Raw genomic sequence first — 13,064 nt, 5'->3', positions numbered from 1 at the left:
ATCACCGTGTCACTGCCGAGCGTTCCGGGCTTCGTGGATCCGTTTCAGGCAATTTGCGTGTTGGTGCTGACTCCGTTCGGTGTCAGTCAGGAGCGGATGCTGGCCGCGAGTATCGTGGTTCGGGTCGGCCACTGGATCCCGGTGGCGCTCGGTCCAGTGACCAGGCTTTGCGCCACGGACGGTCGATGCCGCGCGGTTCCGGGGGCGGCTGCGCCGCGTCGGACGGGTAACGAGGGAGAATGAACGTTGTCGCAGCGCACCGTACAGGCGGTCCAGCTTGCCCTTGTGGCTGCTCCGATGCTCCTTTGGGCCGCACTGCGCAACCATCCGCCCTGGGGCGACGAGGAGCACTTTCTCGAAACGGTTCGCTTGTTCGGCGAGGGGATCACCTGGGAGTTGCTGCGATCCTACCCCGAGATGACCGGGCCTCTCACGTATCTCGTGTATGCGGCCTGGGGCCATCTCGCTGGATTCGGAACAGCGGAACTCCGGCTCTTGTCGCCGATCGTCGCGGCCGTGACCGCCCTGGCCTGGTACGCCTTTCTGCGCGACCAGGTACGCTCCGCGGTCTTCGTGTTCCTGGCCCTCGCCACGGTGGTGCTCAACCCGTACTTCGTGGGGCTGTCGGTGTTCGTCTTTACCGACATGCTGGCGCTGTTGGGCCTGAGCTTCGCTGCGCTCGGCGTGAGCCGGCGCTGGCCGGTATTGACCACGGTCGGCATTGTGGTCGCGACCTGTTCCCGGCAATACCTCGTGTTCCTGCCTGTGGCGCTGGTGGTTGTCGCCATCCTGTCATCCAGCCGCAGGGAGGGCATTCGGGATCTCGCGATTCCGGCGGTGCTCGGCATGGTCCCGCTGGGCCTGCTGATGCTGTTGTGGGGCGGTCTTGCGCCAGCTAACGCGATGCGGGACATCTATGCGAGCGAAGCGCTACGGTTCTATCCGAACACGCTCAGCTTGTACCTCGCGGCACCAGCCCTCTACCTTGCACCTCTGGTGCTGCTGGTGTGGTCGCGCCGAACCTGGCCGATGCTGGGAACGTCCGTGGCCTTCATGCTCGTGGTTGTTGCGTTTCCGGTGCAGGTTTCCGAGGTGCAGCGGATGGGCGACATCGTGACCGTGGGCTTCCTGCACCGAGCGATCGACTTCCTGCTTCCCGGAGGACTCGGGGCCCTCGTGCTGTTCCCGTTGCTTGCCGCATTCAACGGAGGGGCGCTCGCGCGGCTGATCAGCTCGAGGGGCATCGAGCTGCGGCAGATGCCTGACAGCGAACGGTTCATCTGGATGGCCATTGCGGCCTTCCTGATCGTGATGCCGTTCAGCTACATGCCCTGGGAAAAATATGCGCTGCCGCTATTCATGCTCCAGGGGGCGGCGTTCGCGATTTTCCTCGACCGGAGTCGGGGCCGAGGGACGATACCGCCTTCCTGACCTGATTGCCGGCTCGTTCGGATCGACCGTGGGCCGCATGTCGGTTCCAGCTCGCGCTCACTGCCCGAGTTGGCCATGTCCCGATGCCGGGCAGCGAGGCGCGTAGCCGAGGCGGGCGATGCCGCGTCGCGCACCCGTCTCCCGAGCGGGGCGCAGGTCGACATGGCCGCCGCGGGCGCGGGCACGTCGCGTGGTTGTGATCTATAACCCCTTGAGGCAGACATTGGTTCCGTCGATGGAGGTCGTTCGATGCAAGGCAAGATTTTCGCCTCCCTTCTGTTGGCCGCGGGTGTCGCCTTGCCCGGCTGCGCCACGTATCAGGTGCCTCAGGAACAGGTGGGTATGGTGATCGGCGGTGTGTTGGGTGGTGTGCTCGGCCGACAAATCGGTGCGGGCACTGGGCGCGACGCGGCGATCATTGCAGGTACGCTGGCGGGCGCGGCCATCGGTGGCGCGGTCGGCCGGACCATGGATGATATGGACCGGCTCAGGACCGCGCAGACACTGGAAAGCGTCCGCACGGGCGTATCGACCGCCTGGGTCAACCCGGACTCGGGGGTTCAGTACCAGGTCACCCCTACGCGGACCTTTGAAGCCGCTACGGGTCCGTGTCGGGAATACACGGTCGATGCGATGATCGGCGGGCGTGTCGAACAGGTCTACGGCACCGCCTGCCGCCAGCCCGATGGTAGCTGGCGCGTGCTTGAGTGAAGCGGCAGCCCCGCAGCCAGGGAGCCGGGTCGTGACCACGCTGGTTCCTTCGCTGAACACCGTCTGCCGCGGATGACAGGAAACGCGAGGCGCGCTTCGCTCAGCGCCAGGAACGGTACCTCGAGGACGACTGCCTGGGCTGGTGCGACGTGCGTCCGGAGCTCGTGCGGGTGATGGATCTGTAGCAGGATCCGCAACGGTTGCCGCGGGATCAGTGGGGCGCTGCCGGCATCAGCCAGAGCGTCAACGACAGCAGGGTCGCGGTCAGGCTGGCGCCAAAGATGGGCAACATCATCAGGCCCGCGAGCGGTTCCCGCTGGACCAGCCGAATCCCCAGCGCCAGGAGGCTCGCCGCCCACGCGGCAGCCGCGAAAATGCTCAGCGCATGCAGCCCGCCCAGCCACAGCAGCATCAGCGCCAGCGGCAGGCCGAGGTTCAGCGTGGCCAGTGCGATCTCTTGCGAACCGGCGGCGCGCCCGGCCGAGAGCGCGTAGGCGTAGGCGGCCCAGACCATCAGCATCCCGAAGCCGAAGGCACCGGCCGCCGGCGCACTGAGTGGTGCCCGCAGTACTGCCGCGCCATGAGGCTCGAGGCCCAGCCCGAGTGTGATGATCGCGACGGCGACCCCGAGGCTGAGAATCATCCAGAACCAGAGGGTGCCGCGCTGAATCGTGGGTTCGGTCACAGGCCTTTCCGTTTCGATGGAATGGGGGAGGAACGTCCGGCAGACGGCCGGGGATCGGCTCTCAGCAGAAGACCGCGTCGGCGCGGGTTGGTTCGATGGGGCCGGGAGCTGGCGTGGCTGGGGGGCGCTCGGATGAAGCACACGATGCCTGTCACCGAAATCCGGGGTCGCGGCGGTTTTCCCTAGCGTGCCAGACACCCTTGGGCAGAACGGGTCGGATGGCGGGAGACGCCCGGCTGTCCGGCGGCTGGGACCTGAAGAATCCACTACACTTTAAAGGTGTATGCAGTCAAGAACGAGAGCGCGCGGCTCCGCTCAATCCCGGGTCACTCGCGGAGCCGGCGGCTGTCCTGAAGCTACCGGTGAACCAGGGTGAATTGCGATGCCCGTTTCCGACAGTCCCGACCCGCTCCACATCTTCGTGGTGGGTCTCGACGCGTTCCACCTGGCGCAGTTGTGCAGCCTTCCCGGTGCCAACGAGTACGCGTTCCATCCACTGTTCACGCATCGGCAGCTCAAGTGCGGCGAGCGGTTCCCGGTCCGGGAGCTCCTGGATCGGGGCCGTCGCCGCCTGCAGGAGTTCCCCGGCCGGGTGGGCGCGGTGGTCGGCTACTGGGATTTCCCGGTCAGCACCGTGCTGCCGATCCTGCGCGCCGAAGTCGGGCTGCCCGGCCCCACGCTGGAGTCGGTGCTGAAGTGCGAACACAAGTACTGGAGCCGCCTGGAACAGGCGCGGGTGGTGCCCGAACATATCCCGGCCTTCTGTGCTGTGGATCCGTTTGCGCCCCAGCCGCTCTCCCAGGTGACGCTGGATTTTCCTTTCTGGATCAAACCCGTGAAGTCGGTGCTCTCGCACCTCGGTTTCCTGGTCCGCGATGCCGATGAGTTCCGCGCTGCGATCGCACGCATTCGGTCCGGGATCCGCCGCTTCGGCGACCCCTTCAACGAGCTGCTCGACCACGCGACGCTGCCGCCCGAGATTCGATCGATCGATGGCAACCACTGCATCGCCGAGTCGCTGATCTCGACCGGCCGGCAGTGCACGCTGGAGGGCTATTCCTGGCACGGCGACGTGCAGATCTACGGTACGGTCGACTCCCTGCGTGAGGGCCGGGCGGGGTCGTCGTTCTCGCGCTACGAGTATCCGTCGACGCTGCCCGAGCCAGTGCAGCGGCATATGGGCGAGATTGCGGCTCGGGTGATCCGGCAGGTCGGCTACGACGATGCGCCGTTCAATATCGAGTTCTACTGGGACGAGGATCGTGACCGGATCTGGCTTCTGGAGATCAATTGCCGGATCTCCAAATCGCATGCGCCGCTGTTTCAGATGGTCGACGGCTGTTACCACCACCAGGTCATGATCGACCTGGGGCTCGGCCGGCGCCCGCGGATGCCGAGCCGGCAGGGCCGTTTCGCCTGTGCCGCGAAGTTCATGCTGCGGCGCTACGAGGATGCACGGGTGGTGCGTGTCCCCACCGAGGCCGAGATCGAGGCCATCGAGTCGGCGTTCCCCGGTGTGGTGATCGAGATCGAGGTGACCGAGGGGATGCAGCTTGCCGAACTGCGCTTCCAGGACAGCTACAGCTACGAGGTGGCCGTGGTCTTCGTGGGCGCCGAAAGCCATGCGGCACTGGAGCAGATCTACCAGCAAGTGCTCGCCCAGCTGCCGCTGCAGTTCGCCGGGGTGAATGAATCCGAGGCCGGTACGAAGGTGGGAGAAAACGCATGAGGGTGGTCGCCGATCTTCCGGTTCAGGTTCGGGAACTGGAGCATGTCTGGATCCCGATGTCCGACGGTGTGCGGCTGGCCGCCCGGATCTGGCATCCGGCCGATGCTCCGAAGCACCCGGTGCCGGCGATCCTGGAGTACATTCCTTATCGGCGGCGCGATTCCACGCGCATGCGCGACGATGGGATCCACCGCTATTTCGCCGGCCACGGCTACGCCTGCGTGCGCGTGGACCTACGGGGCAGCGGTGACTCGGAGGGCGTGCTGCAGGACGAGTATCTGCAGCAGGAACTCGACGACGGCGTCGAGGTGATCCGCTGGATCAGCGAGCAGCCGTGGTGCAGCGGGGGCGTCGGGATGATCGGGATCTCCTGGGGCGGATTCAACGGCCTGCAGATCGCCGCGATGCGCCCGCCGGCACTCAAGGCGGTGGTCAGCGTCTGTTCCACCGACGACCGCTACGCCGACGACGTACATCACATGGGCGGCTGTCTGCTCGGGGACAATCTCTCCTGGGCCTCGACGATGTTCGCGTACAACTCGCTGCCTCCGGACCCCGAAATCGTCGGTCCGCAATGGCGCGACCTCTGGTTCCAGCGCCTCGAGGGCAGCGGCTTCTGGCTGGAGCAGTGGCTGCGCCACCAGCGGCGCGACGACTACTGGCGGCATGGCTCGATCTGCGAGGACTGGTCCGCGGTACAGTGCCCGGTGATGGCGGTCAGCGGCTGGGCCGACGGCTATTCCAACGCGGTATTCCGGTTGTTGGCGAATCTGCAGGTGCCGCGGCTGGGGCTGGTGGGCCCCTGGAGCCACAAGTATCCGCACCAGGGCGTTCCCGGGCCGGCCATCGGTTTCCTGCAGGAGTGCCTGCGCTGGTGGGATCGCTGGCTGAAGGGGCGCGAGACCGGGATCATGAACGAGCCGATGCTGCGCGCATGGATGCAGGACAGCGTGCCTCCGACGACGTATTACGACGAGCGCCCGGGCTGGTGGGTCGGTGAGCCTGGATGGCCATCGCCACAGGTGCACCGGGAGTTCTTCACGCTGGCCTGGCCGGGCACCCTGGAGCCGGAGTCCGAGGCAGTCACGGAGCGCGTGATGACGCTGCGTTCCCCGCTCAGCGTCGGCCTGTTCGCGGGCAAATGGTGCTCGTATGCCGCGACCCCCGATCTGCCCCACGACCAGCGCGAGGAAGACGGCGGCGCGATGGTTTTCACCAGCGCACCGCTGGACGAACCGCTGGAAATCCTCGGTGCCGCGAAGCTGGACTTGCAGCTGACCGTGGACCGGCCGGTGGCCATGGTCGCCGCGCGCCTGTCCGATGTGGCCTCCGACGACAAGGCGACCCGCGTCACCTACGGTTTGCTCAATCTGACCCACCGCGACAGTTCAGAGTCCCCGGCGCCGCTGGAGCCGGGCCGGGTGTACCGGGTGCGCATCAAGTTCAACGACGTGGCGCAGCGCTTTCCGGCGGGGCACCGGTTGCGGCTTTCGCTGTCGACTTCGTACTGGCCGCTGGCCTGGCCGGCTCCGCAGCCGGTCTGTCTGCGGGTCACCACCGGTGCCAGTCGTCTGCTGCTGCCGGTGCGTCCGCCGCGGGATGCAGAAGACGCTGCGATCGTTTTTCCGGAGCCCGAGGGTGCCCCAGCATCGACCCCGGTTCGCCAGCTGACGCCTCAGGCGCACCACTGGCGGGTGACCCGTGATCTCGCGGAAGACCGGTCGACGCTCGAGGTAGTGAACGACCAGGGAACCGTGCTCCTGGAGGCACTGGGTCTCCAGATGCAGCGCAAGGCGCTGGAGTGGTACAGCTACGAAGGCGACGATGTCAACTCCACGCGAGGCGAGACCCTCTGGGAACGCGGTTTCCGGCGTGGGGACTGGTCCGTGCGTACCGTGACGCGCACCGTGCTCACGTCGACGCCGACCGAGTTCCTGTTGCATGCCCAGCTCGACGCCTACGAGGGCGAGCGCCGCGTCTACTCGCGCAACTGGGACGTCCGGATACCCCGCGATCTGGTCTAGCAGCCTGTCGGACTTGGGGCTGCTAGCGGGGCATCGGTTCGCGTTTCGGCGCGGCAGTTAGCGTGCGGCCGTTCGCCCCAGCGGCAGTCTCGTAGGGCGGAATGGCGCAGCGTCATCCGCCACACGGCGTTCATGCCGCCCAGGAGCCCGGGGGCGCCCCAGCGCCAGCTGGCGGATGACGGCCTTCGGCCTTTTCCGCCCTACGCGTCTTTCATCATCGCGGGTGGCTGCCCGCGCCATGACCGTCAACGTGAGGCCGTTCGCCCCAGCGGCAGGATGTACAACGGCTGCTCGCCATCGCGAAGCTGGAGTCGGGTGGCGACCTCGTGGTCGTGGAACGCCCCGATCACGACGGTCCCGACGTCCAGCGCGACTCCCTGCAGGTAGACGTTCTGCGCCGCGTGTCCCGCCTCCAGGAACATGTACTGCGTGGCCCTGGCGCCGTAGCGCCGCGCGGTGCGCGAGACCTGGCCGGAGATGACCATTACGACCGGGGCGGCGAGAATGGGCGACTGGCGCAATGCCGCATCGTGCAGGGCGCGGCGCAGATCCCCTTCGATCCGGCGCTCCAGGCGGTGCCGACCGGGATCGTAGCGATACACGCCGTCGGGAATCTCCGCCATCCCCGAGACCAGCAGGTCGATCTCGAGCGGGTACGTCGCCCCGGCCGACGGCGCCGTACGCAAGCCGTCCGCGCGCCGGGTCACGCCCTGGGCTGACCAGACGAGTTGCGCGACCTGGTCCAGGTCCAGCGCCCCGGGCGCGAAGCTGCGTACCGACCGGCGCTCGGCCAGCGTCTGTTCGATGCTCACCGTGCCCGTGTGCCGCGGCTCGGGGAGGTCGATCGCAGTGTTCGCGCCGGATTGCATATCGCTCTGGGCCTGCAGGGACGCCAATACCATCAGCATAGCAATCAGCCATCGGTGCATCACGTCCTCCCGGTCCCGCAGTGGTATGTGTTGCCCGCGTCGCAAGCGGACAGGCCGCTGTCCCGTCGGCACGAATGCCGTTTGCAACGCTTCTCTGCCCTCGAGTCTAGACTCGAGGGCGCCTGCACGCCGCGAGGCCTGCTTCCGCTGCCTACCGGACGGCAGTGGAACCCACACCGACGCCACTCCCAACGGCCTCCGTGTGTCCTGCCGTGCGCAGCCTGCGTGCCGCTTCCACCATCCGGGCCAGCGCGGCCTCGACCTCCGGCCAGGCTCGCGTCTTCAGGCCGCAGTCGGGGTTCACCCAAAGGCGGTCCGCGGGGATCCGCGCCGCGGCCTTCTGCATCAGCCCCACCATCGCGTCGACATCGGGTACGTTGGGCGAATGGATGTCGTATACGCCGGGACCGATCCCGTTCGGGTACTCGAACTCGGCGAATGCATCCAGGAGTTCCATGTCGGAGCGTGCGGTCTCGATGGTGATCACGTCCGCGTCCAGGGCCGCAATGGCGGCGATGATGTCGTTGAACTCCGAATAGCACATGTGCGTGTGAATCTGCGTTCGGTCGGAGGCGACCGCGGTGGCCAGCCGGAACGCGGTCACCGCCTCTTCGAGGTACCGGTCGCGATCGCCCGCGCGTAGCGGCAGCGCCTCCCGGAACGCCGGTTCGTCGACCTGGATGATCCCGATGCCCGCGGCCTCCAGATCGGCGATCTCGTCGCGCAGCGCCAGTGCGATCTGGCGGGCGGTCACGAACCGCGGCTGGTCGTCGCGCACGAACGACCATTTCAGCATCGTGACCGGACCGGTGAGCATGCCCTTCACGGGCCTCTTGGTGAGCGACTGGGCGAACCGGCTCCAGGCCACCGTCATCGGCGACGGGCGGGCCACGTCGCCGTAGATGATCGGGGGTTTCACGCAACGGGACCCGTAGGACTGCACCCAGCCGCCCCGGGTAATCGCGTATCCGGACAGTTGCTCGGCGAAATACTCGACCATGTCGTTGCGCTCCGCCTCACCGTGTACCAGCACGTCCAGGCCCAGCCGTTCCTGGGCGGCCACGGCATCGGCGATCTCGCCGCGCATGCGCGTCTCGTAGCCCTCCCGGCTCAGGCGGCCGGAACGCAAGTCCCGGCGGGCGGTGCGGATCGCCGCAGTCTGGGGAAAGGAGCCGATCGTCGTGGTGGGGTAGGCCGGCAGCTGCAGCCATGTCTGCTGGACCCGGGCGCGCTGCGGATAGGGGGAAGGCCGGCGTGCATCGCCGGAATCGATGGCGGCCAGCCGCGCCCGCACCTCCGGCCGGACGACGCGTGCCGACGCCTGGCGCGTGGCCAGCGCGCTGCGGTTGGCGGCGAGGGTCTCGGCCACGGGTGCGCGCCCGCGCTCGAGCGCCCGGCCCAGCAGACTCAGTTCCTCGAGTTTCTGCCGGCCGAACGACAGCCAGGAACGGAGCTCGGGATCGAGTTCGGATTCGGTGGCCAGATCCAGGGGCACGTGCAGCAGCGAGCAGGACGGTGCGAGCCACAGCCGGTCGCCCAGCCGCGCCTGCAGCGGCTCGAGGCGGTCCAGCACGGCGCCGAGATCGCTGCGCCAGACGTTCCTTCCATCCACGCAGCCCGCGGAAAGCACCTTGTGCCGGGGCAGCCAGTCCGCAACCTGTGCCAGTTCGTCCGGGGCGCTGACACCGTCGACATGAAGGCCGGCAATGGGCAACCGGGCGGCAGTCACCAGGTTGTCCCCCAGGCCGCCGAAGTAACTGGCCACCAGGATGCGCGGGTGCGTCCGCTGCAGGCCGTGGTAGGTGTGTTCGAATGCAATGCGCCAGGCCGCCGGCAGGTCCAAAGCCAGGATCGGTTCATCGAGCTGTACCCATTCCACCTGCTGCGCGTAGAGGCGGGCCAGGATCGTTCCATAGGCCTGGGTCAGGGCATCGAGCAGGCCGAGCTTGTTCAGTCCGACGCGGGCCTTGGCCAGCCAGAGCCAGGTCAGCGGACCCGTCAGCACGGCCTTTGGGCGATAGCCCAGACTCTTCGCTTCCTCGACGTGTTCGAACAGATCCGCGCGCGAAAGTGCGAAGCGCTGGTCCGGTGCCAGTTCCGGCACGATATAGTGGTAGTTGGTGTCGAACCACTTCGTCATCTCGCAGGCGAAGGCGGGTCTGCCGGACGGTGCCCGTCCTCTGGCCATCCGGAACACGGTGTCGAGCTCCACGCCATCGTTCGTGCCTGCGAACCGTGCCGGGACGACACCCAGGCGGGTGCTCATGTCCAGCACGTGGTCGTACAGGGAAAAGTCGCCGACCGCGACATAGCGGCAACCCGCGTCGGCCTGCAGGGCCCAGTGACGGGCACGCAGCTCGCGCGCGACGCCCAGTAGCGCGTCGGCGTTACCCGATCCCTTCCAGTAGTTCTCGAGTGCCCACTTGAGCTCGCGGTTTGCCCCGATGCGCGGCATGCCCAGGGTATGCAGGACGGTCATGGTCGTTGCCTCTCGTGACGTGAAGCCCGCAGTGTCCCGGGTTGATATGATGAGAACAAGCGAAACATTTTCACGGTACTATGAGGAATTTGAATGATCGAGTTGCGCCATCTGAGGACGCTGTCGGCCCTGTCCGACGCCGGCAGTCTGACTGCGGCTGCCGGCAGGTTGCACCTGACCCAGTCGGCGCTGTCGCATCAGCTGAAGGAGCTGGAGGACCGGCTGGGCGTGGTGCTGGTGGACCGTTCCACCCGGCCGCTGCGGCCGACGCAGGCGGGCCGTGCGCTTTTGTCCCTGGCGGATCGCGTGATTCCGCAGGTGGACGAGACGCTTGCCGGACTTTCGGAACTGGTGCGCGGGGAGCGCGGGCGCCTGTATATCGCGGGCGAGTGTCACAGTTGCCTGGAATGGCTCCTGCCGCGCCTGCGTGTCTACCGGGACCGCTTCCCCGGCGTCGAACTCGACGTAGTGCTGTCCGCCAGCCTGGACCCGCTGCCACGACTCCTGGAAGGAAGCCTGGACGTGGTGCTGAGCCCCGACCGGCGCGATCTGCCGGGGCTGACGTGGATGCCGCTGTTTGCCTACGAAACGAGGCTCGCGATGACGCCCGGGCATCCACTGGCCGCGCGTCGCCACGTGTCGCCCGCGGACCTGGCAGGCGAGACTCTGCTCACCTACCCGGTTTCGCGGGCTCGGCTGGACGTCTTCGTGGGTTTTCTGTGGCCGGCCGGCGTCGAGCCTCGACGGGTTCGGGTTGTCGAAAGCACCACCATGCTGATCGAACTCGCGGCTCTGGGCCAGGGGGTCGTGGCGTTGCCGGACTGGGCCTGCGCCCATGCCGTGGCCGATGGCCGGGTGCAGACCGCAGCGCTGGGGGCCGCGGGCCTGGCCGGAACCCTGTATGCGGCGGTGCGGGCCGCAGACGCGTCTTTGCCCCACGTGGCTGGCTTCCTCGACGCGGTGCGAAGCTGAGCGGCTGATGGCAGGCGAGTTCCCGATGCCGTTCCGAGCTTGTCAGCCTGTTGCAGTGGCCCGGTCCCCGAGGGTTGGAACTCGCCGCGGCGCGAAAATCGGAAACCGCGCACGGAGACGGAGTCGAACGAACATGCACTTTGATGTCCGAGCACGATTCGAGGGCTGGGCCGCAGGGTATCGCCCGGTGCGGCTCGGAATCACCGAGCTCGATCAGCCGGGGCCCCTTGGCATTGGATGCCTGTGCAGGATCCCGGCCGGGTCCTCGTCCGGGAGTCGGCTCAGCGGGAGGGTTCAACGTGATCAAGCTGTATTCCAGGCGGCTGTTGCTGCCGTTCGTGGGCGTGGTCCAGATCGCCGAGATGGGCAGGGCGCGGGCGCTGAGCATGGACGGCGACTACTGGTCGATTCAGTACATGCTGCCGGCAAGCCCGCGGGCGCAGTCGGGCAGGCCAAGGGCCGATCCGGCGGCAACCTACACTCGCATCGTCGGTTATAACTACGCCGCGGTCGGCACCGTCAGGCAGCACCGGCTGGAGAGCCATCCCGTGCACCCAGCTCTGGATGTCGAGGAAGTCCGGTCCGCCAGCAAGCGTCTCTTCGAGGCGGTGACCGCCGCGCGCCTGCCCTTTGACGCGGCAGACCGGTTCGAGTGCTGGCTTTTGGATGCCCGGGACGAGACGCCGCTCGCGTTGCTGTACACCCGCGTCGACGAGCAGGAACCGGCGTTGCCACCTGCGCAGCCTGAATGGCAGGCGATGCCCGCCTCGGAACTGAAGGTACGGCCCCCGGAACCCCCGCAGGCATTCTATGTGCCTCCCGTGAACTATCGCCTGGAAAGAATGGTCGCCGAGCGGGCGGGTGCAAGGCCGCGGGCTGCCTGGTTCGAGCGCCGGGATCCGGCTGGGGGCGATTTCCCACCCTGTCTGATCCGGGAAGACTGGCAGGACGAGCAGCAACGAGTGCTTTGCGATCTCTACGTCCGCAGGCTCGCGCCACGGCTGTTGATGTGTCGTAGCCTGCCGCGTCCCGTGCGCCAACGTCTGGAACGGGCTGCCCGTGAGCACGTGTTCGAGGTCGAGCGGTTCCACGCACTGTATCCCGAAGTGGTCGACCATCGGCTGCTGACGGCCGCGCGGGTCGAGGCGCGCATGCGCCGGGCCAACCCGTAGGTGGATCCGGCTCCGGCGCGGGCATCCGCGACCGTCACCAGGCGAAGAGCGGATGACGGCGTCCGGCTTCGTCCGCCAGCGTTGGGGTTGGCGCGAGCACCGGGGCAGCATCAACGACGAGTGCCGCAGGACGCTGCGCTCTCCCGGCCTGATGAGGGCGGCGTGGCACCGATCTGTGTCCGATCGCGTGTTCTTGGTGCCGATATGGACCGAGCCAGAATTTTTCATGGATGAGATGCAATCCTCGGGGCCCACGATCCTTTCGTTTTCCGTGATGTCCGTGTTCCTCGGTGACTGCTCGTTCAGGTTACACTTCGGGCCTTCATTCCGGATCGACACCCACGTCTCCATGGATCCAGCCCGCGGCCCGCACCCATGGCCCTGAAAGCGACGATCTTCAAGGCGGATCTCCAGATCGCCGATATGGACCGGTCGCATTACGGCAGCCACGCACTGACATTGGCACGCCATCCGTCCGAGACCGACGAGCGACTGATGATGCGGCTGCTGGCCTTCTGCCTGTACGCCAGCGATCGCCTGCGCTTTGGCCGGGGACTGTCCACCGAGGACGAAGCCGACCTGTTCGACCCGGACCCTACCGGCCTGATCGAGCACTGGATCGATGTCGGAACACCGGACCCGCGCGATATCCGCAAGGCCTGCGGAAAGGCGCGGCGGGTCACGGTGCTGGCCTATGGACGGACCGTGCCCACCTGGTGGCGACAGCACCATGAGGCCCTGTCGGGGCAGCCAAACCTGAGCGTACTGAGCCTCGCGCCGGAGGCCAGCGCGGCGCTGGCCGCGCTGGCCGAGCGCAACATGGAGGTGCAGTGCACGATCCAGGACAGCCTGGTCTGGTTCACCTGTGCCGGCACCACCATCGAGCTGCATCCCGAGCCGCTGCGTACGATGCAGGCGTAATGCGGGGGCGG

General features: G+C 67.2%; 10 protein-coding genes. 7 read left to right on the top strand and 3 right to left on the bottom strand.

What is annotated here, in order from left to right:
- The first annotated feature begins 246 nt into the window (after positions 1-246).
- Positions 247-1,431 (top strand): hypothetical protein, encoded by a 1,185-nt coding sequence (locus THITH_RS12070; RefSeq protein WP_025367534.1) that lies wholly within the window; start codon positions 247-249, stop codon positions 1,429-1,431.
- A gap of 249 nt (positions 1,432-1,680) precedes the next feature.
- Positions 1,681-2,142 carry an RT0821/Lpp0805 family surface protein gene (locus tag THITH_RS12065; RefSeq protein WP_006748389.1) on the top strand — a complete coding sequence of 154 codons (462 nt, stop codon included), beginning with the start codon at positions 1,681-1,683 and terminating at the stop codon, positions 2,140-2,142.
- Between the two features lie 211 nt (positions 2,143-2,353).
- Here THITH_RS12065 and THITH_RS12060 read toward each other — a convergent pair whose 3' ends face one another.
- The gene (locus THITH_RS12060) at positions 2,354-2,827 is read right to left on the bottom strand and encodes a hypothetical protein (protein WP_006748388.1); all 474 of its coding nucleotides are present in this window, start codon (positions 2,825-2,827) and stop codon (positions 2,354-2,356) included.
- A 382-nt stretch (positions 2,828-3,209) separates the two neighbouring features.
- On the opposite strand from THITH_RS12060, the gene THITH_RS12055 reads away from it, so the two are divergent.
- Together THITH_RS12055 and THITH_RS12050 are read left to right on the top strand one after the other, a co-directional pair.
- Entirely contained in the window at positions 3,210-4,556 is a 1,347-nt protein-coding gene (locus THITH_RS12055; RefSeq protein WP_006748387.1) for an ATP-grasp domain-containing protein, read from the top strand.
- Positions 4,553-6,580, top strand: coding sequence for a CocE/NonD family hydrolase (locus THITH_RS12050; protein WP_006748386.1), 2,028 nt, complete (start codon positions 4,553-4,555; stop codon positions 6,578-6,580). Before THITH_RS12055 ends, THITH_RS12050 begins: the two co-directional genes overlap by 4 nt.
- Before the next feature lie 245 nt (positions 6,581-6,825).
- On the opposite strand, the gene THITH_RS12045 is transcribed toward THITH_RS12050, so the two are convergent.
- Both THITH_RS12045 and metE read right to left on the bottom strand, forming a co-directional pair.
- Complete coding sequence (locus THITH_RS12045) at positions 6,826-7,509, bottom strand: SagB/ThcOx family dehydrogenase (protein ID WP_006748385.1); 684 nt, start codon at positions 7,507-7,509, stop codon at positions 6,826-6,828.
- A 151-nt stretch (positions 7,510-7,660) separates the two neighbouring features.
- Positions 7,661-9,988, bottom strand: coding sequence for a 5-methyltetrahydropteroyltriglutamate--homocysteine S-methyltransferase (gene metE, locus THITH_RS12040; protein WP_006748384.1), 2,328 nt, complete (start codon positions 9,986-9,988; stop codon positions 7,661-7,663).
- Between the two features lie 93 nt (positions 9,989-10,081).
- Between metE and THITH_RS12035 the strand changes: the two genes are divergently transcribed.
- The 3 genes from THITH_RS12035 (at position 10,082) to THITH_RS12020 (ending at position 13,053) form a co-directional block, all read left to right on the top strand.
- Complete coding sequence (locus tag THITH_RS12035) at positions 10,082-10,960, top strand: LysR substrate-binding domain-containing protein (protein ID WP_006748383.1); 879 nt, start codon at positions 10,082-10,084, stop codon at positions 10,958-10,960.
- A gap of 299 nt (positions 10,961-11,259) precedes the next feature.
- A complete protein-coding gene (locus THITH_RS12030) occupies positions 11,260-12,132 on the top strand; it encodes a hypothetical protein (protein WP_006748382.1) in 873 nt (290 codons plus the stop codon).
- Positions 12,133-12,507: 375 nt separating this feature from the next.
- The gene (locus tag THITH_RS12020) at positions 12,508-13,053 is read left to right on the top strand and encodes a YaeQ family protein (protein WP_006748380.1); all 546 of its coding nucleotides are present in this window, start codon (positions 12,508-12,510) and stop codon (positions 13,051-13,053) included.
- The last annotated feature ends 11 nt before the right edge of the window (positions 13,054-13,064 follow it).

Source organism: Thioalkalivibrio paradoxus ARh 1 (assembly GCF_000227685.2).
GTDB classification, from domain to species: Bacteria; Pseudomonadota; Gammaproteobacteria; order Ectothiorhodospirales; family Ectothiorhodospiraceae; genus Thioalkalivibrio; species Thioalkalivibrio paradoxus.
Note: the sequence above shows the minus strand (reverse complement) of the source record. Positions and strands in the feature narration are given on the sequence as shown.

Bases quoted from the DNA above. Each gene is read 5' to 3' on its own strand.
- THITH_RS12045 (WP_006748385.1), bottom strand. From the start codon at position 7,509: ATGCACCGATGGCTGATTGCTATGCTGATGGTATTGGCGTCCCTGCAG.
- THITH_RS12055 (WP_006748387.1), top strand. From the start codon at position 3,210: ATGCCCGTTTCCGACAGTCCCGACCCGCTCCACATCTTCGTGGTGGGT.
- metE (WP_006748384.1), bottom strand. From the start codon at position 9,988: ATGACCGTCCTGCATACCCTGGGCATGCCGCGCATCGGGGCAAACCGC.
- THITH_RS12020 (WP_006748380.1), top strand. From the start codon at position 12,508: ATGGCCCTGAAAGCGACGATCTTCAAGGCGGATCTCCAGATCGCCGAT.
- THITH_RS12035 (WP_006748383.1), top strand. From the start codon at position 10,082: ATGATCGAGTTGCGCCATCTGAGGACGCTGTCGGCCCTGTCCGACGCC.
- THITH_RS12050 (WP_006748386.1), top strand. From the start codon at position 4,553: ATGAGGGTGGTCGCCGATCTTCCGGTTCAGGTTCGGGAACTGGAGCAT.
- THITH_RS12065 (WP_006748389.1), top strand. From the start codon at position 1,681: ATGCAAGGCAAGATTTTCGCCTCCCTTCTGTTGGCCGCGGGTGTCGCC.